Source organism: Kitasatospora sp. NPDC002227, assembly GCF_040296285.1.
Taxonomy (GTDB): domain Bacteria; phylum Actinomycetota; class Actinomycetes; order Streptomycetales; family Streptomycetaceae; genus Kitasatospora.
In genome coordinates this window covers 301416-319330 of sequence record NZ_JBEOWY010000002.1, presented here as the reverse complement: position 1 = coordinate 319330, position 17915 = coordinate 301416, and the positions used below count along the sequence as shown (strand labels likewise).

15 protein-coding genes, 1 tRNA gene and 1 riboswitch are annotated in these 17915 nt (G+C 71.3%); of the genes, 11 read left to right on the top strand and 5 right to left on the bottom strand.

Annotation, left to right across the window (positions count from 1 at the left end):
* Positions 1-98: 98 nt before the first annotated feature.
* Together ABT095_RS03290 and ABT095_RS03285 are read left to right on the top strand one after the other, a co-directional pair.
* Positions 99-731: a SurA N-terminal domain-containing protein gene (locus tag ABT095_RS03290; RefSeq protein ID WP_350527533.1), complete on the top strand. Its 633-nt coding sequence runs from the start codon at positions 99-101 to the stop codon at positions 729-731.
* A 30-nt stretch (positions 732-761) separates the two neighbouring features.
* Positions 762-1772, top strand: a complete 1011-nt coding sequence (locus tag ABT095_RS03285) for a nucleoside triphosphate pyrophosphohydrolase (RefSeq protein ID WP_350527532.1) — start codon at positions 762-764, stop codon at positions 1770-1772.
* Here ABT095_RS03285 and ABT095_RS03280 read toward each other — a convergent pair.
* Together ABT095_RS03280 and ABT095_RS03275 are read right to left on the bottom strand one after the other, a co-directional pair.
* Positions 1727-2158, bottom strand: a complete 432-nt coding sequence (locus ABT095_RS03280) for an SDR family NAD(P)-dependent oxidoreductase (protein ID WP_350527531.1) — start codon at positions 2156-2158, stop codon at positions 1727-1729. The genes ABT095_RS03285 and ABT095_RS03280 overlap by 46 nt on opposite strands.
* A 121-nt stretch (positions 2159-2279) precedes the next feature.
* Positions 2280-3533, bottom strand: a complete 1254-nt coding sequence (locus ABT095_RS03275; protein WP_350527530.1) for a cytochrome P450 family protein — start codon at positions 3531-3533, stop codon at positions 2280-2282.
* Positions 3534-3779: 246 nt separating this feature from the next.
* On the opposite strand from ABT095_RS03275, the gene ABT095_RS03270 reads away from it, so the two are divergent.
* The gene (locus tag ABT095_RS03270) at positions 3780-4748 is read left to right on the top strand and encodes a hypothetical protein (protein WP_350527529.1); all 969 of its coding nucleotides are present in this window, start codon (positions 3780-3782) and stop codon (positions 4746-4748) included.
* Positions 4749-4764: 16 nt separating this feature from the next.
* Here ABT095_RS03270 and ABT095_RS03265 read toward each other — a convergent pair whose 3' ends face one another.
* Positions 4765-6198 carry an NAD(P)/FAD-dependent oxidoreductase gene (locus tag ABT095_RS03265; RefSeq protein WP_350527528.1) on the bottom strand — a complete coding sequence of 478 codons (1434 nt, stop codon included), beginning with the start codon at positions 6196-6198 and terminating at the stop codon, positions 4765-4767.
* A 317-nt stretch (positions 6199-6515) separates the two neighbouring features.
* Positions 6516-6697: riboswitch (cyclic di-AMP (ydaO/yuaA leader) on the top strand.
* 1 nt (position 6698) lies between these two features.
* Between ABT095_RS03265 and ABT095_RS03260 the strand changes: the two genes are divergently transcribed.
* The 6 genes from ABT095_RS03260 (at position 6699) to ABT095_RS03235 (ending at position 12839) form a co-directional block, all read left to right on the top strand.
* A complete protein-coding gene (locus ABT095_RS03260) occupies positions 6699-7508 on the top strand; it encodes a transglycosylase family protein (RefSeq protein ID WP_350527527.1) in 810 nt (269 codons plus the stop codon).
* Between the two features lie 155 nt (positions 7509-7663).
* Complete coding sequence (gene eno, locus ABT095_RS03255) at positions 7664-8950, top strand: phosphopyruvate hydratase (RefSeq protein ID WP_350527526.1); 1287 nt, start codon at positions 7664-7666, stop codon at positions 8948-8950.
* 88 nt (positions 8951-9038) lie between these two features.
* Complete coding sequence (locus tag ABT095_RS03250; protein WP_350527525.1) at positions 9039-9467, top strand: FtsB family cell division protein; 429 nt, start codon at positions 9039-9041, stop codon at positions 9465-9467.
* Between the two features lie 12 nt (positions 9468-9479).
* On the top strand, positions 9480-10121 hold the full coding sequence (locus ABT095_RS03245) for a DUF501 domain-containing protein (protein WP_350527524.1): 642 nt from the start codon (positions 9480-9482) through the stop codon (positions 10119-10121).
* Entirely contained in the window at positions 10118-11065 is a 948-nt protein-coding gene (locus ABT095_RS03240; RefSeq protein ID WP_350527523.1) for a Ppx/GppA phosphatase family protein, read from the top strand. The genes ABT095_RS03245 and ABT095_RS03240 overlap by 4 nt, the downstream gene beginning before the upstream one ends.
* Before the next feature lie 409 nt (positions 11066-11474).
* Positions 11475-12839, top strand: coding sequence for an NAD(P)/FAD-dependent oxidoreductase (locus ABT095_RS03235; RefSeq protein WP_350527522.1), 1365 nt, complete (start codon positions 11475-11477; stop codon positions 12837-12839).
* A gap of 202 nt (positions 12840-13041) precedes the next feature.
* On the opposite strand, the gene ABT095_RS03230 is transcribed toward ABT095_RS03235, so the two are convergent.
* Both ABT095_RS03230 and ABT095_RS03225 read right to left on the bottom strand, forming a co-directional pair.
* The gene (locus tag ABT095_RS03230; RefSeq protein ID WP_350527521.1) at positions 13042-15600 is read right to left on the bottom strand and encodes an ABC transporter permease; all 2559 of its coding nucleotides are present in this window, start codon (positions 15598-15600) and stop codon (positions 13042-13044) included.
* 53 nt (positions 15601-15653) lie between these two features.
* Entirely contained in the window at positions 15654-16427 is a 774-nt protein-coding gene (locus tag ABT095_RS03225) for an ABC transporter ATP-binding protein (RefSeq protein WP_350527520.1), read from the bottom strand.
* A gap of 370 nt (positions 16428-16797) precedes the next feature.
* Here ABT095_RS03225 and ABT095_RS03220 point away from each other — a divergent pair.
* Positions 16798-16882: transfer RNA gene (locus tag ABT095_RS03220), tRNA-Leu, on the top strand.
* Between the two features lie 142 nt (positions 16883-17024).
* Positions 17025-17894, top strand: coding sequence for a Bax inhibitor-1/YccA family protein (locus ABT095_RS03215; RefSeq protein WP_350527519.1), 870 nt, complete (start codon positions 17025-17027; stop codon positions 17892-17894).
* The last annotated feature ends 21 nt before the right edge of the window (positions 17895-17915 follow it).

Sequence of the window (17915 nt, the reverse complement as noted above, 5' to 3'; positions counted from 1 at the left end):
GTCTGGGCAAGGCGGCCACTCGGTCCCTATTGTCTGGTGGGATCAGGAACAACTCTCCTGCCATCGGACACCACCGCCCACACTCCGGGAGGCCCCACGTGATCCGCACCAGCTCCGTCCGCCGCCGTCTCGCCGCCGCAGCCGGGGTGCTGCTGGCCACCGCGGCCCTGTCGGCCTGCGGCACGGGCCCGGCCCACCAGGGGTCGGCGGCCGTGGTCGGCGGTGAGCGGATCAGCATCGCCACCGTCGAGGCCCGGGTGGGCGCGGTGCGCACGGCCGCGGCGGCCCAGCAGGGCGGCGGGGCGGAGCCCGCCGGGCTGAGCCGGCGGATGGTGCACGAGCTGGTGCTGGACAAGGTGGTCGACCGTGCTCTGGCGGACCACCAACTGGAGGTCACCGCCGGGGAGATCGCCCAGGCGCGGGAGGCGGACGGCAAGCTGCTCGGCGGCGAGGACGGCCTGGTGCGCGCGCTGGTGCTCAAGCAGTACGTCCCGGCGGGCGAGATCGACGCCTTCTACCACCAGCAGCTGGGCATCCAGAAGCTGGCCACCGCCGCGGGCAAGGACTCCCGCACGGCCGACGGTGTCGCGGCCATCCGCAGCGCGCTGGCCACCGCGGGCGAGGAGCTGAGCATCCAGGTCAACCCCCGCTACGGCTCGTGGGACTCGAAGCAGATCTCGCTGGTCGACAGCGCCGACGCCTGGCTGCCGCAGCCGGCCGCCTCGGCCTGAGGCCGGAGCGGGATCCGCTAGGTTCGGAGCGTGGAGACTCCGAAGCTGATCCTGCTGACCACCACCCACCGCGTCGCCCCCGGCCTGCTCTCCTGGCCGGCCTGGGAGGCGCTGCGGGGCGCCGCCCGGGTGCTCGCCGCCGATCCGGCGCACCCGCAGCTGGGGCCCGTCCGCCAGGCCGGGGTCGCGGTGGAGCTGGTGGAGCGCGGCAGCGCCCCCGCGCTCGCCCGGCTGCTGACGGAGGGCGGGGCCGAGGCCGGCGGCGGCGTGGTCTGGCTCGGCAGCCCGGACGGCGACCCGGGGCTGACCGACGCGCTGGCCCGGATCGCCGTCGAGCAGGCCGGGCAGGTGCCCGAGATCGAGGTGCTGCCCGGCTCGTACGACCTGCCGGGCGCCCGGCTGCTCGACCTGGTCTCGGTGATGGACCGGCTGCGCTCGCCCGGGGGCTGCCCCTGGGATGCCGAGCAGACCCACGACAGCCTGGTGAAGTACCTGGTCGAAGAGGCCTTCGAGCTGGTCGAGGCGATCGAGGAGGGCGACCGCGAAACGCTCCGCGAGGAGCTCGGCGACGTGCTGCTGCAGGTCTTCTTCCACTCCCGGATCGCCGAGGAGCACCCCGAGGACGCCTTCACCATCGACGACGTCGCGGGCGACATCGTCGAGAAGCTGATGTACCGCCACCCGCACGTCTTCGGGGACGTGGACGCGACGGAGACCGCCCAGGTCGAGGCGAACTGGGAGGAGCTGAAGCAGGCGGAGAAGCAGCGCGAGTCGGTGCTCGACGGGGTGCCCGGCGGGCTGCCCGCGCTGGCGTACGCGGCCAAGCTGGTCTCCCGGGTCCGCCGGGCGGGCTTCACCGGCGTGCCGGACGCGCCGTACGAGCTGCCCGCCGAGCTGACCGCGGATTCGGCGGGCACGCTGCTGCTGGCCGTGGCGCAGCGGGCGTTCGACGAGGGTGTGGACGTGGACGCCGCGCTGCGGGCCGCCGCTCGGGGCTACCGCAGGGCGGTGCGCGCGGCCGAGGGGTTGCCGGAGGACTGACGCTGCGGCGGCACGACCTCGCCGATCGCCTCGCCGACCAGGGCGAGCAGCTCGGCCAGCGGGTCGAGGTGGCGGGGCAGCTCGTCGAGGGAGACGATCCGCTCCCCGCCGGGGCCGGTCACGCAGAACAGGTCGATCGGGCCGAGGTGCTTGGCGGCGGTGGCCACCAGCGCGGCGACGTCGCTGGGCTGGTGGACGTCGCTGCTGACGCCGACCACCGGGCAGCCCGGCCGGTCGAGCTCGGCGGCGAGGTCCTCCGCCACCCCCGGCAGCTGGTCGGCGATGAGCATGCCCTTCGCCCCGGCGGCCGCGAACCGGCGCGCCAGATCGGCCCCGGACCCACCGCGGAGTACCGCGATCACCACCACTGCCCCGGCTACCCGCATGACCTGCTCCTCCTTGAGCAATCCGCCCCTGGTGGCACCGCACCGCCGCCAAGGAACTGTCGGAGGATCGTAGGCACGCGACGACCCCCCGCAACAGGGAATACCCGCCAGGTGACCAGGCTCACGCCTGCCGGGGCGGGATACCTTCCTCCGGCGTGAAGGTGACCGGCAGCTCCCGCAGGCCGCGCATGATCAGCCCGCCGCGCCAGCGCAGCTCCTCCGGGTCCACCGCGAGCTCCACGTCCGGCAGCCGGGTCAGCAGCGTCCGGAAGGCGATGCGCCCCTCCAGGCGGGCCAGCGGTGCGCCGATGCAGTAGTGGATGCCGTGGCCGAAGCCGAGGTGCGGGTTGTCCGCGCGGGCCAGGTCCAGGGTGTTCTCGTCGCTGAAGCGGGCCGGGTCGCGGTCGGCGGCGGCCAGCACGACGAGCACCGGGTCGCCCACCGCGATGCGCTGCCCGCCGATGTCGAGCGGCTCGGTGGCGAACCGCCAGGTCGCCAGCTCCACCGGTCCGTCGTAGCGCAGCATCTCCTCGATCGCGGTGTCCACCAGCTGGCCGTCGCCCTCGGCGAACGCGGACTGGAGCAGCGCCCGCTGGCCGGGGTTGCGGAACAGGGCGAGGGTGCCGTTGCCGATCAGGTTGATGGTGGTCTCGAACCCCGCGAAGAGCAGCACGAAACACATGGCCGCCGCCTCGTTCTCGGTCAGGTGCTCCCCGTGGTCGCTCGCCCGGATGAGCCCCGAGATCAGGTCGTCGCCGAGCTCCGCCCGCTTCCGGTGGATCAGGTCGGCCAGGTAGGCGCGGATCTGCTTGACGGCCCTCGCCACACCGCCGCGCGGGCCGCCGCCGTGCCGGATCATCATGCCCGCCCAGTCGCGGAAGTCGTCCTGGTCCTCGGCCGGCACCCCGAGCAGGTCGCAGATCGCGTAGATCGGCAGCGGGAAGGCGAACTCGTGGATCAGCTCGGCCGAACCACGGGCGGCGAACCCGTCGAGCAGGCGGTCCGCGAGGTCCTGCACCCGGGGCTCGAACTCCGCGACCCGGCGTGGCGTGAACGCCTTCGACACCAGCCGGCGCAGCCGGGTGTGGTCCGGCGGGTCGATGTTGAGCAGGTGGGTCATCAGGTTGGCGCTGCGCTCGCCCGGGATCCCGGTCTTCCCCTTGGCGTGGTCCGGCTCGTCGTGGTGCGCCGGGTTCTTGCTGAGCCGGCTGTCCGCGAGCGCCTGGCGGGCGTCGGCGTAGCGCGTCACGAGCCAGGCCTCGACGCCGCTCGGCAGCTGCGCCTTGTGCACGGGTGCGTGCTCGCGCAGCCACGCGTACGCCGGGTAGGGATTGGCGGCGAATCCCCAGGTGAAGAGCTCAGGCCGATCAGACATACCCCGACGGTATCCCGCCGTGGCGGTCCTGGGCCCGCCAGGCCTCGGGCCCGGTCCGGGAGTCGTCTGACATACCGTCATATCTGTTGTGCCGCAGGCGATTGCGTATGGCAACGAAGTGGTCTTCAATCGGACGGGGAGGGCGAAGGGGGAGGTATGCGCTCAGGGGGCGGGCGGCCGCGCAGGCGGCCGGCTTGGCTGCGCAGGCAGCGGGGGGCCCGGGCGTCCGCCGCGGGGCTCGTTCTCGTGGGCTGCGTCACGCTCGGCCTCACCGCCTACGGCACGGTGGACCAGGGGTTCGGCAACTTCGCGCTCAACATCGGCGTCGAGGGCATGGTCACGCTGACGGCGATCGCCGTCATCGGCCCGCTGGTGCGCAGCAACCAGGAGGGCATCTTCCGCTTCCACCCCAGCCTCAACTACCGCCGGTTCCTGGAGCAGACCGAGCAGGCGCGCCGGCAGGTGCAGATCCTCACGACGTTCACCCCGCTGCTCCAGGAGGGGTACGCCGAGCGCTTCCTGCTGAACGTCCGCAGGCTGCTGCGGTCGCAGGTCCAGGTCGAGGTACTGGTGGCGAACCCGGACTCGCTGACCATGCAGCAGCGGCAGCGGGAGCTGGCGGTGCGGGGCGACGACGTGATGGGCGGCATCCACGAGAACATCCAGACGCTCCACCGGTTCGTCTCCGAGCTGCCCGCCGAGGAGGCCGCCCACCTCTCGGTGCGGATCTACGACGCGAGCGCGTCGGTCATCATGCACCGCTGGGACGACCGCAGCCTGATCTCCTTCCTGCCGACGGACCGCCTGGCGGAGGAGGGCTCGCACCTGGAGATCCCCATGAACTCGCCCATCGGAGCCTTCGTGGAGGCGCGCTACAGCGAGCTGTGGAGCGACGCGGCCACCATCAGCCTGGACGAGTTCATGACCACCAGGCTGACCCTGCTGGGCGACGGCAGGCCGGGCACGCCGCTCGCGGGGCACTACGTGACGGTCGACGGCGCGGTGTTCGTGGCGTCGCCCGGCATCATCGCGGCCCAGGCGCTCCACCGGGAGCGGGCCCTGCAGGTGCACGACGGCTCGGCCGCCTACGACGTGGTGGTGCTGGACCCGGACGACACGGAGAACCACGGGCAGCTGCTGGCCGCCTTCCGGCGCAAGTACGGGAAGATCGACCTGCACACGCTGGTCCGCCTCCATCGGACGGACGAAGGCTGAGCGGGCGCCCGGCGGCTCAGCTCCAGGCGGCGTAGTACCCGGTGAGGGTGGCGCGCAGGCTCTCCGTCAGCTTGGGGACGAACTCCGGGGGCGGCGAGAAGACCGGGTGCAGCGACTCCACGGCCTCGGTGTAGTGGCGGCGCAGCTGCTCCTCGATCCGCACCGGCCACTCCGGCGTCACCCGCCAGCGGGTCTCGTAGCCGGAGGCCATCATCTGGTCGACGCAGCCGTCGACGATCTCGGCCCGGGTGCCGGCGGACAGCGGCGGGCGGACCGGGGTGAACGGTGCGAGTTCCTCGACCAGCGGCCCGCCGCCCTCGACCATGGCGGCCACGTGCTTGGCGAGCAGCGGTGACTGGTGCAGACCGTCCCGGTAGGTGCCGGTCACCAGCCAGAGACCGTCGACCCCGGCCGGGCCGATCAGCGGAAACCCGTCCGCGGGCACCGGCCGGTTGCCGACCTGGATCGCGAGCAGGGAGGCCTCGGGCAGCTTGGAGTAGAGCTGGTCCACGGCGCACTCGAGCAGGAACTGCACGTCCCGCACGGTGCCGTGGCTCCGGGGCTGCTCCACGAGCACATTGGTGGCGCCCACGTAGAGCACGCCGTTGCCGCGCGGCAGGCAGTGGATCCCGCAGGCGAAGGCCCGGTTCGGGCTGCGCAGCACGGAGGAGCTGGTGGTGCCGTCCTTGATGCCGAAGAGGGCGGAGACGCCGTAGCCGCTCACCATGGGCGGGATCCTTCGGCGCACCTCCTCGGCCTCGCCGAGCAGGCTCAGCGACTGCGCCCCGGCGGCGATGACGACCCGGTCGCAGTGCAGCGACCCGCCGTCGGCGAGCCGGACCCCGGTCACCCGGCCGTTCCTGACCTCGGCCCGGACGGCCGCCGCGTCCACCGTGGTGCCGCCGAGCGCGGTGAAGGCGCGGTCCAGTCTGGCCAGCAGGCGGTCGGCGTCGACCCCGTGCTCCCCGGGGACGTACAGGGCACGGAGGGGGCGCGCGAGCTCGTCCGGCGAGAGCCAGTCGAGCTCCTCCGGGTCCACGTGCTCGAACGGCTCGCGGTACTCGCGCAGCGCCGACTCGATGGCGCGGAAGTTCGCGGAGTCGACCTTGGCCGTCCCGATCGAGTTGAGCAGGACCACCGTCCCACGTGCGGTGATCACGCTGTCCTCGGCGCCCGAGGCCGCGCTCAGGTCGGCGTCCCAGCGGCTCCATTCGGACCTGGCGCGGTAGTCGGTGGCGAGTTTGGCCCGGCCGCTCGGCGTGCTGAGCAGGGAGGTGGTGACCTCGCCGAAGCAGCCCAGCATCGCGCCGGCGGCGGCCGAGGCCGCGAAGGGGCGTGAGCGCTCGCCGACCAGGACGACGCGCATCCCGCGCCGCACCAGCTCGAACGCGAGCGAGGTGCCGATGACGCCGTTGCCCACCACGACGATGTCAGGACTGGAACCGTTCACTTGCTCTCCGCGTTGTGAGCCTCCGGCTTGGCCCATCGTAGCCCGCGCCCTGCTGCACCGGTACGGGAGTTGACGATGAGTCAGGAGGTGCGCCCGGGGCTTCGCCGGGCGCGTCGCCGGAGGCGCCGGCCGGAGCTCTGAATACGTATCGAACCGGACATATCCCCACGGTTTGTAGGCAATCCATGACGCCCCGTAATTCCGGTGTGATACAGGCGATATGAGCTTGTGATCTGACGTTCGCTCTGCTTACTCTCCCTGGTGTTCGCAGCTGCGAACCCCGGGGCGCGGGACGCCGAATCCTGCCCGCCGCGCCGCCGGGCACCCGACCTGACCCCGGGCAGGGGCGGAGGACCCAGGTTTGGTGCCGTCCTCCACGGCTTGGGGTGAAGCCGCGTCAGCCGAAACGTTCCGCCATGGAATGCCGAGGCCCAGCGGCCGGGCCACCTCCCGGTCCGAACCCGACAGCTCACTTCGTAGGCGTGCGGAGAGGGAATTTCATGCTGTTCACCGGTTCGGGCCGTCACCGTCGCCGCACCCAGGCCGAGAAGGCCATCGCCGTCGCGGGTGTCGCGGGCGTCGGCCTCGCACTGCCGCTGCTGGCCGCCACCGGCGCCCAGGCCGCCTCCGTCTCGACCTGGGACCGGGTCGCCGACTGCGAGAGCGGCGGTGACTGGAGCATCAACACCGGCAACGGCTTCTACGGCGGCCTGCAGTTCACCTCCAGCACCTGGAAGGCCTACGGCGGCGGCCAGTACGCCGCGCAGGCGAACCAGGCCTCGAAGGGCCAGCAGATCGCCGTCGCCGAGAAGGTGCTCGCCTCCCAGGGCCCCGGCGCCTGGCCGGTCTGCTCGGTCAAGGCCGGGCTGGGCGGGGGTGGTTCGGCCGCCGACGTGGACACCTCCTCGGAAGGCACCTCCACCCGCGCGGCGAAGCCTGCGAAGCCCGCCGAGAGCAAGGCCGCCCCGGGCTTCCCGGGCAAGGCCGGCTACGACGCCGCCACCGGCAAGTACTGGTACCAGAAGGACGGCGGCTGGTACTGGACCAGCCACCAGAGCGTCTACCGGCAGTTCACCGCCCCGGCTCAGCAGCTGAAGGCGCAGCAGGCCGCCAAGGCCCCGGCCCAGGCGCCCGCCAAGCCGGCCTCGCCGAGCCACGGCTACACCGTCCGCAGCGGTGACACCCTGTCGGGCATCGCCCAGGCCCAGCACGTGAACGGCGGCTGGCAGGCGCTGTACGACGCCAACAAGCCGACCGTGGGCGGCAACCCGGACCTCATCATGCCGGGCCAGGTGCTCCGGCTCGGCTGACCCGGCCGGCGCCGTGGCCGCCCGCCCGCCGGTGAACTACCGGTGAGTAGGCGGCCACACGGTGAGACAGGGCCAAGGTCAGCGCGGCTGCGGGGCCGGGTGCGGTTAGGCTCTGGGCGTAAGGACTCCGCCATCGTCCCCATAGGAGATGCCTCGTGCCGTCCATTGATGTCGTCGTAGCCCGCGAGATCCTCGACTCCCGCGGCAACCCCACGGTCGAGGTCGAGGTCGGTCTCGACGACGGCAGCACCGGCCGTGCCGCCGTGCCGTCCGGCGCCTCCACCGGAGCCTTCGAGGCGCTGGAGCTGCGCGACGGTGACAAGAACCGCTACTTCGGCAAGGGCGTCGAGAAGGCCGTCCTGGCCGTCATCGAGCAGATCGGCCCGGAGCTGGTCGGCTACGACGCCACCGAGCAGCGCCTGATCGACCAGGCCATGCTCGACCTGGACGCCACCCCGGACAAGTCCTCGCTCGGTGCCAACGCGATCCTGGGCGTCTCCCTCGCCGTCGCGCACGCCGCCTCCGAGGCCAGCGACCTCCCGCTGTTCCGCTACCTCGGCGGCCCCAACGCCCACGTGCTGCCCGTCCCGATGATGAACATCCTCAACGGTGGTTCGCACGCGGACTCCAACGTGGACATCCAGGAGTTCATGATCGCGCCGATCGGTGCGGAGTCCTTCTCCGAGGCCGTCCGCTGGGGCGTCGAGGTCTACCACACCCTCAAGGGCGTGCTGAAGGACCGCGGCCTCTCCACCGGCCTGGGCGACGAGGGCGGCTTCGCGCCGAACCTCGACTCCAACCGCGAGGCCCTCGACCTCATCACCGAGGCCATCAAGAAGGCCGGCTACACCCCGGGCAAGGACGTCGCGCTCGCCCTGGACGTCGCCGCCTCCGAGTTCTACAAGGACGGCGCGTACCAGTTCGAGGGCAAGGCGCTGTCGGCCTCCGAGCTGATCGACTACTACGCCGACCTGGTCGCCAACTACCCGCTGGTCTCCATCGAGGACCCGCTGAACGAGGAGGACTGGGACGGCTGGAAGGCCATGACCGACCGCCTCGGCGACAAGGTCCAGCTGGTCGGCGACGACCTGTTCGTCACCAACCCGGCCCGCCTGGCCCGCGGCATCGAGACCGGCACCGCCAACTCGATGCTGGTCAAGGTCAACCAGATCGGTTCGCTGACCGAGACCCTGGACGCCGTCGAGCTGGCCCAGCGCAACGGCTACCGCTGCATGATGTCGCACCGCTCCGGCGAGACCGAGGACGTCACCATCGCCGACCTCGCCGTCGCCACCAACTGCGGCCAGATCAAGACCGGCGCCCCGGCCCGCTCCGAGCGCGTCGCCAAGTACAACCAGCTGCTGCGCATCGAGGAGATCCTCGACGACGCCGCCGAGTACGCGGGCCGCGGCGCGTTCCCGCGCTACAAGTACGAGGGCTGATCACCCGAGCACGCCTGACCGGTGCCCCGGCGCTCACCCCGTAGGGTGGGTGCCGGGGCACCGGTGCGACTGGAGGAGGGGCGACGAGATGGCCAAGTGGAAGATCCCGGGCCGCTTGGCGCGCCCGCGCTTCACCAGCCGGGCGACCGTCCTCGTCCTGGTGCTCTGCTCGCTCGTCGCGATCCTCGCCTACCCGACCCGGCAGTTCATCGCCCAGCGGTCCGAGATCGCGGCCCAGCGGGCCAAGGCGGAGCACGCGAAGCAGCAGGTCGAGCAGCTGAGCCGGGAGCGCGCCCGCTGGCAGGACCCGGCGTTCGTCCGCACCCAGGCCCGCGAGCGGCTGCACTACGCGATGCCGGGCGACAGCTCCTTCGTCTCCGTCGACCCCCACCCCGCCGCCGCCGGCCAGCCCTCGGCGGGCAAGCCCCAGGCGGCCGCCCAGCCTTGGTACACCAGCGTGTGGGAGTCGGTCGACGAGGCCGACTCCGCCGCAACCCTTGCCCCTGCCCCCCGCTAGAGACAGCACCCAATGACTTCTGAGAACACCACCCCTGACGTCGCCGACTCCGACGTGGCCGCCATCGCCGCCCAGCTGGGCCGTGTGCCCCGCGGCCTGCGCGGCGTCGCGCACCGCTGCCCCTGCGGCAACCCGGACGTGGTGGAGACCGCGCCCCGGCTGCCCGACGGCACGCCCTTCCCGACGCTGTACTACCTGACCTGCCCCAAGGCCGCCTCGCTGATCGGCACCCTGGAGGCCGACGGCGTGATGAAGGAGCAGACCGCCCGGCTGGCCGAGGACCAGGAGCTGGCGGCCGCGTACCAGAAGGCGCACGAGGACTACATCGCCCGCCGCGACGCCATCGAGGTCCTGGAGGGCTTCCCGAGCGCGGGCGGCATGCCGGACCGGGTGAAGTGCCTGCACGTGCTGGTCGGCCACTCGCTGGCCGCCGGGCCCGGCGTCAACCCGCTCGGTGACGAGGCGATCGGGATGCTGGAGGACTGGTGGGCCAAGGGCCCCTGCGTCAGCCCCGAGGCCGTGGCCGAGCACCTGGCCAAGGTCGAGGCCGAGCGGGCCGAGAGCCCCGACCACGCGGCGGTGATCGCCGCGAAGGAGCAGCTGACGGCCGAGCGCGCGGAGAAGAAGCGCCTGGCCGAGGAGGAGGGGCAGTGAGCACCACCAGGGTCGCCGCCATCGACTGCGGCACCAACTCGATCCGCCTGCTGGTCGCCGACCTCGATCTCGAGGCCGGCACCGTGACCGACCTGGACCGGCGGATGGTCATCAACCGCCTGGGCCAGGGGGTCGACAGCACCGGCCGGCTGCACCCCGACGCACTGGAGCGCACCTTCGCGGCCTGCCGCACCTACGCCGAGGTGATCTCCTCCTACGGTGTCAGCTCGGACCGCGTCCGGCTGGTGGCGACCTCCGCCTCGCGGGACGCCGAGAACGCCTCGGAGTTCACCAAGGGCGTCAAGGAGATCCTCGGGGTCGAGCCCGAGGTGGTCAGCGGCGAGGAGGAGGCCCACCTCTCCTTCGTCGGTGCCACCAGGGAGCTCTCCGGCGAGGCCGTCCGGCCGCCGTACCTGGTCTTCGACCTCGGTGGCGGCTCCACCGAGTTCGTCCGGGGTACCACCGACGTCGAGGCCGCCCGCTCGGTGGACATCGGCTGCGTGCGGCTGACGGAGCGCCACTTCGCGGGCACCGAACTGCCGGCGCCGGCCCAGGTGGAGGCCGCCAAGGCCGACGTGCGGGCCGCGCTGGACCAGGCCGCCGAGGTGGTCGACCTGACCGGCCCGGCCACCCTGGTGGGCCTGGCCGGCACCGTCACCACGGTGGCGGGCATCGTGCTCGACCTGCCCGCGTACGAGTCGGCGGCGATCCACCACGCCCGCATCACGCGGGAGGCCGTGCGGGCCGTCACCGAGCGCCTGCTGGCCTCGACCCACGAGGAGCGCGCCGCGATCCCGGTGATGCACCCGGGCCGGGTGGACGTGATCGCGGCGGGCGCCACGGTGCTGCTCGAGATCATGGACCGCACCGGCGCCGAGGAGCTCGTGGTGAGCGAGCACGACATCCTCGACGGCATCGCCTGGAGCCTGGTCGAGGGCCGCTAGGCCGGGCGGTTTCGCCCGGTTTGGGGTGCCTGCGACACGCGGGGGCCGGATCGCCCGAAGAAACTTCGTGAATTTCTTCACATGGCGATCCAGCCTTTCGTCGCACTCTCGTACCCGCTCCGTCCGATATGCGGCACCGAAGGTGACTTTCCGCCCTGGCCCCTTGGATCGCAGGCGTGGGCCCGTGATGGGCGATGGAATCGAAATGGTGGCTGGGAACCCGGCCAGCAGAAGGATCGTTGCTGCTCAAGCGGGCCGCTCCTGCCGGAGTACTCACGGCGGGCGGCCGGGGCGGGTGAGGTGACCGTCCCGGGCCGGTTGTGTGGCCGCGCAGTGTAGCAGAGGGTGTCCAGAGTCCTGTGACGGGCCTCACGAAAGCGCCGCCGGACGGTACTGGATACTTTCCGATATGAGCACCACGGAGCGTCCTCGCATCCTCATTGTCGGCGGTGGTTACGTCGGCCTGTATGCCGCGATGCGCATCCTCAAGAAGATGCGCTACGGGGAGGCGACCGTCACGGTCGTCGACCCGCGGTCGTACATGACGTACCTGCCCTTCCTTCCCGAGGCGGCCGGCGGCAACGTCGCCCCTCGCAACCTCGTCGCGCCGCTGCGCAGCGCCCTCAAGAAGGCGGAGGTGCTCACCGGTTCTGTGACCGGTGTGGACCACGCCCGCAAGGTCGCCACCATCGCGCCGTCGGCCGGTGACCCGTACGAGCTGCCCTTCGACTACCTGGTCGTCGCCACCGGCTCGGTCTCCCGCACCTTCCCGATCCCCGGCCTGGCCGAGCACGGCATCGGCATGAAGTCGGTCGAGGAGGCCATCAGCCTCCGCAACCACGTCATGGCGCAGCTGGACAAGGCCGAGTCGACCGCCGACCCGGAGGTGCGCCGCAAGGCCCTCACCTTCGTCGTCGTCGGTGGCGGCTTCGCCGGCATCGAGACGGTCGCCGAGATCGAGGACATGGCGCGCGACGCCGCCAAGATCTACAAGACCGTCAGCCGTGACGACATGCGCTTCATCGTGGTGGAGGCGGCCAACCGCATCCTCCCCGAGATGGGCCCGGACCTCGGTCTGTGGACCAAGGAGAAGCTCGAAGAGCGCAACATCGAGATCTACATCGAGACCTCGATGGACTCCTGCGTCGACCAGCACGTGGTGCTGAAGAACGGCGTCGAGGTGGACGCCTCCACCATCGTGTGGACGGCGGGCGTCAAGCCGAACCCGGTGCTGGCCAACTTCGGCCTCCCGCTGGGCCCGCGCGGCCACGTGGACACCGCCCCGACCCTGCAGGTCAAGGGCTTCGACTACGTCTGGTCGGCCGGCGACAACGCCCAGGTGCCGGACCTCGCCGCCGGCGAGGGCGCCTGGTGCCCGCCGAACGCCCAGCACGCCTGCCGCCAGGCGGTCGTCCTCGGTGACAACGTCATCTCCGGCATGCGGGGCTTCCCGCAGAAGGAGTACAAGCACAAGAACCTCGGTGCGGTCGCCGGTCTCGGCCTGCACAAGGGTGTGGCGATCCTCTTCGGCAAGTACAAGCTGAAGGGCCGTCCGGCCTGGTGGTTCCACCGCCTGTACCACGGCGCCATGGTCCCGACCATGAACCGCAAGGTCCGGGTCTTCACCGACTGGACGCTCGCGATGTTCCTCAAGCGCGAGGCCGTCGGCCTGGTGCAGATGGAGAACCCGTACAAGGAGTTCCAGGACGCCGCCGGCCCGGCTCCCAAGCCGGTCGAGGCCGCCGCCCCTGCCAAGGAGCTCGCCAGCAAGTAGGAACGACGACCTGGGCCTTGGTGTGGGAACACCGGGGCATATGAGTCGGAGGCTCTCCGCCCGGCAGCGTTGCCGGACCACGACCTCCGTGGTGCTCAGCCGGCCTGTGCGACCGGGCGGAGTACAGCAAGAAGTTCCCAAGCAGAAGCCCCGGCCCTCCCCCTGACGAAGGGGGAGGGCCGGGGCTCTGTCGTGCCGGGGGTCAGTCGGTCTTGATGCTGGAGAGGATGTCCAGCTTGGCGGCCCGGCGGGCGGGCCACAGGGCGGCCACCAGGCCGACCAGGCCGGCCATGGCCAGGAAGGCCAGCAGCTTGCCGTAGGGCAGCACGGTGGTGAGGCCGGTCAGGCTGTCCTTGAGGGTGCCGTTGACCGCCCAGGCCAGGAAGCAGCCCAGGGCCACGCCGATCGCCGCGCCGAAGAGCGAGATCACCACCGACTCCAGCCGGACCATCCGCTTGACGCCCCGTCGGTCCAGACCGATCGCGCGCAGCATGCCGATCTCGCGCTTGCGCTCGAAGACGGACATCGCCAGCGTGTTGATCACGCCGAGGACGGCGACCAGGACGGACATCGCCAGCAGGCCGTACATCATGTTCAGCGCGAAGGTGATGATCTTGCTGAACTGGTCCCGGATGTCCTGCTTGGTCTTCACCTCGACCACCGGGTTGTTGCCGGTGGCGTCCATGATCGACTGCCGCAGGGCCTCGGAGGTGCCGTCGGTGCCCTTGACCAGCACCTCGCGGACGTCCGCCGTCGGGTCCAGCTTGGCCAGCTGGGCGTTGGAGACCAGCACCGGCTTCAGCATCGCGTTGCCGCGGTAGGTGCCGCCGACGGTCAGCTCCGCCTTGCTGCCGCTGTAGGGGTCGACGGCGAGCTTGGTGCCGACGGCCAGGCCGTGCTTCTTGGCGAAGTCCTCGTCGACCAGGGCCTGGCCCTGGCCGAGGGCGGCCAGCGAACCGGTGGTCACCTCGGGCTTGAGCAGCACACCCGCGGCGGCCGCGTCGATGCCGTTGACGCCGGTGCCGGTGCCGTTGACGTCCCAGTACATGTCCTGGAAGGGGCTGGCGGCGGCCACGCCGGGCGCCTTGGAGATCTTGGCGGCCATCTCCGGCGTCATCGTCATGCCGTTGGCCATCTGGACGTCGTAGTCCGCCGCCATGGCGCTGGTGACGGCCTTGTCCACGGCACCGGTGACCGAGGCGCCCAGCACGGTGAGCGCGCTGACCAGGGTCAGGCCGATGGTGAGGGCCGCGGCGGTGGCGGCGGTACGGCGCGGGTTGCGCACCGCGTTCTGCCGGGCGAGCTTGCCCGGAGTGCCGGCCAGCTTGGCCAGCAGCGGGCCGACCAGCGCGATCACCGGACGGGACAGCAGCGGCAGCAGGACGAAGATGCCGATCAGGGCGAGCCCGGCGCCGAGGCCGACCGGCATCCGGCCGTCATTGCCCATCGTCGAGCCCATCGCGATCAGCGCGCCGCCGCCGCCGGCGATCAGGAAGCCGATGATGTTGCGGACCAGCAGGCCCTTCTGACTGGTGGGCTGGTCACCGCTGCTCATCGCGGCCACCGGGGCGATCCGGGAGGCGCGCACCGCCGGGAGGACGGCCGAGAGCACCGTCACCACGATGCCGACCACGGGGGCGACGATCAGGGCGGTCGGCGAGAGCACCAGCGGGCCGGTGGGCATGCCGGAGCTGAGCGAGTGGACCAGCGACTGCATGCCGGCGCCGATGCCGATGCCCGCGAGCAGACCGGCCACCGAGGCGAGCAGGCCGATCAGCAGAGCCTCCACCAGCACCGACTTGGTGACCTGGGCCCGGCCGGCGCCGACCGCGCGCAGCAGGGCCAGCTCCTTGGTGCGCTGGGCGATCAGCATGGTGAAGGTGTTGGCGATGATGAAGATGCCGACGAAGAGCGAGATGGCGGCGAAGACCAGCAGCATCGTCTTCATGTTCGCGGTGCCCTGGGCGATCATCCGGGACTGGTCGGCGGTCAGCTGCTCGCCGGTCTGCACGGTGAACTGGTACCCGGCGCTGGGCAGCTTCGGCAGGACCTGGTCCTGCAGGGCCTGCTCGGAGAAGCCGGGCTTGGCCTTGACGATGATGCTGCTGAACTGGCCGGGCGTCAGCAGCCGCTGCTGGGCGGTGGCGGTGTCGAGCAGGGTGAGCGTGGCACCGGAGGAGACCTGCGGGTCGTCCGTGGTGAAGATGCCGGTCAGCACCGAGTCGGTGGCCGGCCCGGTGTCGGCGGTGCGGACCTTGTCGCCGACCTTGTAACCCCCGGTGGCGGCGGTCTCCTTGTCCAGCGCGATCTCGCCGGCCTTGGCCGGGCCGCGGCCCTCGACCATCGGGTAGCGGGGGTCCTTGCCGGAGGCGTCGGGCGCGTAGTTGCCGCCCTGGGCCGACCAGGACTCGCCGATCAGCTTGCCCTTGCGGTCGGCCACACCGGTGAAGCCGGAGACCACACCGGTGGCGTGCTCGGCCCCGGGCAGGGCGGCGATCGCCTTGACGGTCGCCTCGGTCAGCTTGGCGGTGTTGCGCTCGCCCTTCTTCGGGTCGGACTTGCCCCCGACGGCGTTGTGGTCGGTGACCTGGACGGAGACGTCGGTGTAGCTCTTGGCATAGCTGTTCTTCATGGCCTGGCCGAGCGTGTCGGAGAAGACCATGGTGCCCGCCACGAAGGCGGTGCCCAGCATGATGGCGAGCGCCGTCATGAGGAGTCGGCCCTTGTGGGCCAGCACGTTGCGCAGTGCGGTGCGATACATGGGGTGCGTCCTGGAAGGTCGGATCGGGCGGCGGGCGGCGGGAGAGCGGCCCGTCAGCTGGTCCGGCCCTTGGCGTCGAAGCGGCGCATCCGGTCCAGCACGCTGTCGGCGGTGGGGCTGATCAGCTCGTCCACGATCCGGCCGTCCGCGAGGAAGACCACGCGGTCCGCGTAGGAGGCGGCGACCGGGTCGTGGGTGACCATCACGACGGTCTGGCCCAGTTCGCGGACGGAGTTGCGCAGGAAAGCGAGGATCTCCGCTCCGGAACGCGAGTCGAGATTCCCGGTGGGCTCGTCCGCGAAGATGATGTCGGGCTTGCCGGCCAACGCCCGGGCGCAGGCCACGCGCTGCTGCTGGCCGCCGGAGAGCTGGCTGGGGCGGTGCGAGAGCCGGCCGGAGAGGCCGACCGTGTCGACCACCCGGTCGAGCCAGGCGCGGTCGACCTTGCGGCCCGCGATGTCCATCGGGAGGGTGATGTTCTCCAGCGCCGTCAGGGTCGGCAGCAGGTTGAACGCCTGGAAGATGAAGCCGATGTGATCCCGGCGCAGCTTGGTGAGCTGCTTGTCCTTCAGGCCGACCAGCTCGGTGTCGCCGATGGTCGAGGAGCCGGAGGACACCGTGTCCAGCCCGGCCATGCAGTGCATCAGCGTCGACTTGCCGGAGCCCGAGGGGCCCATGATCGCGGTGAACTGCCCCTGCGGGAACGCCACGGAGACGTCGTCGAGCGCGACCACCCGCGTCTCCCCCTCGCCGTAGACCTTGTTCAGGCCGGTGGCGCGGGCAGCCGCCTGGCCGGTGTGGACGGCGTACGCGGTCGTCGTGGTCACGGAACTCTCCTGTGGGTCGGTCGACGGTTCAGGCTTCCATCCTCTTCCGCACACCTGGCCGAACTCGTCGCTCCGGCGAACGGTTGGCCCCACCGCCCCTGGGTGTATCCGGGCCGCGTTCTCTCCTCCTTCGGTATGACACCGACCCTGAGGGCCGCCGTGATCGAAAGAAAATACCGGCCGCCAGGATTGTGATGTCTCGTTCCGGGGCCTTCGATGGCCGAATCACCGACTGTCCGTCAGATGGTTTGAAAACATGACAACTTCCCTGGCTGGGAACATGCGAAAGGGGGAGCCGGGCGACTACTCTCTGGGGTGTCCCTCCCGGCCCGAGCACCACTGCGGCCCGGTCCGGGGCATGTCGCAGCACGCCCGGGTGGTGGAACGCAGACACGGGCAGCTTAAAACTGCTTGGCCGCGAGGCCGTGCCGGTTCGAGTCCGGCTCCGGGCACCAACTCCGTCGCACCACCTTGCTCCGCCGCACCACCGTGCTCGGCCCCGCCGACGACTCATCCTTGCGGTGGAGGCCCGTTCCTTTGCCAAGGCATTACCCTGGGAAAAGTGGGCGGTGCCGTGCTGCCCCGGAGGGAATGAGCATGAGGAGCAGCAACCCGGTCTTCTCGCGGGAGGGGTCCTTCACCCGCGACACCGGATACGCGGGATTCGACACCACCCAGCGGCCGTCCGCCGGGAGCCCGTACGCCCAGAACCCCTACGCGCAGAACCCGTACGGCACCGGGCCGGGCGGTCTGACGGACCAGCAGCTGGCGGAGATGTACCAGGCCCCCTCGGCGGGCCCGCTGCAGACCGGCCGGATGACCATGGACGACGTGGTCGCCCGGACGGCGCTCACCCTGCTGACGCTGGTCGCCGCCGGCGCGGTCGCCTGGTTCGCGCTGCCGATCGCCACCTACGGCATCGTCATGGCGGCGGCGTTCGCCGCGTTCGTGGTCGGCATGGTGATCAGCTTCAAGCGGAGCGTCAGCGCGCCGCTGATCCTCGCCTATGCCGCGCTGGAGGGCTTCTTCCTCGGTGCGCTCACCAGGGTCTTCAACACCGCCCTGCCCGGTATCGCGATCCAGGCGGTCCTCGGCACCGCCCTGGTCTTCGCGGCCATGCTCTTCGCCTACCGCAGCGGCCGGATCCGGGTCACCCCGAGGTACACCCGGATCGGGCTCAGCATCGCGATGGGCTTCGTGCTGCTGCTCCTGGTCAACCTGGTGGCCTCGCTGTTCGGCGCCGACCTGGGGATGAACGCCGGTCCGCTCGGCATCCTGGTCGGCCTGGTCGGGATCGGGCTCGGCGCCTTCTTCCTCTCGCTGGACTTCGCCGAGATCGAGGCGGCGATCCGGGGCGGTGCTCCGCAGCAGGAGTCCTGGCGCGCGGCGTTCGGCCTGACGCTCTCGCTGGTGTGGATCTACCTGGAGATGCTGCGGCTGATCGCGATCCTGCGGGGCGACGACTGATCCTGCCCCGACTCCGCCGAG

Bases quoted from the DNA above. Each gene is read 5' to 3' on its own strand.
- ABT095_RS03250 (WP_350527525.1), top strand. From the start codon at position 9,039: ATGGCCAAGTGGAAGATCCCGGGCCGCTTGGCGCGCCCGCGCTTCACC.
- ABT095_RS03245 (WP_350527524.1), top strand. From the start codon at position 9,480: ATGACTTCTGAGAACACCACCCCTGACGTCGCCGACTCCGACGTGGCC.
- ABT095_RS03260 (WP_350527527.1), top strand. From the start codon at position 6,699: ATGCTGTTCACCGGTTCGGGCCGTCACCGTCGCCGCACCCAGGCCGAG.
- ABT095_RS03280 (WP_350527531.1), bottom strand. From the start codon at position 2,158: ATGCGGGTAGCCGGGGCAGTGGTGGTGATCGCGGTACTCCGCGGTGGG.
- ABT095_RS03275 (WP_350527530.1), bottom strand. From the start codon at position 3,533: ATGTCTGATCGGCCTGAGCTCTTCACCTGGGGATTCGCCGCCAATCCC.
- ABT095_RS03215 (WP_350527519.1), top strand. From the start codon at position 17,025: ATGAGGAGCAGCAACCCGGTCTTCTCGCGGGAGGGGTCCTTCACCCGC.
- ABT095_RS03235 (WP_350527522.1), top strand. From the start codon at position 11,475: ATGAGCACCACGGAGCGTCCTCGCATCCTCATTGTCGGCGGTGGTTAC.
- ABT095_RS03230 (WP_350527521.1), bottom strand. From the start codon at position 15,600: ATGTATCGCACCGCACTGCGCAACGTGCTGGCCCACAAGGGCCGACTC.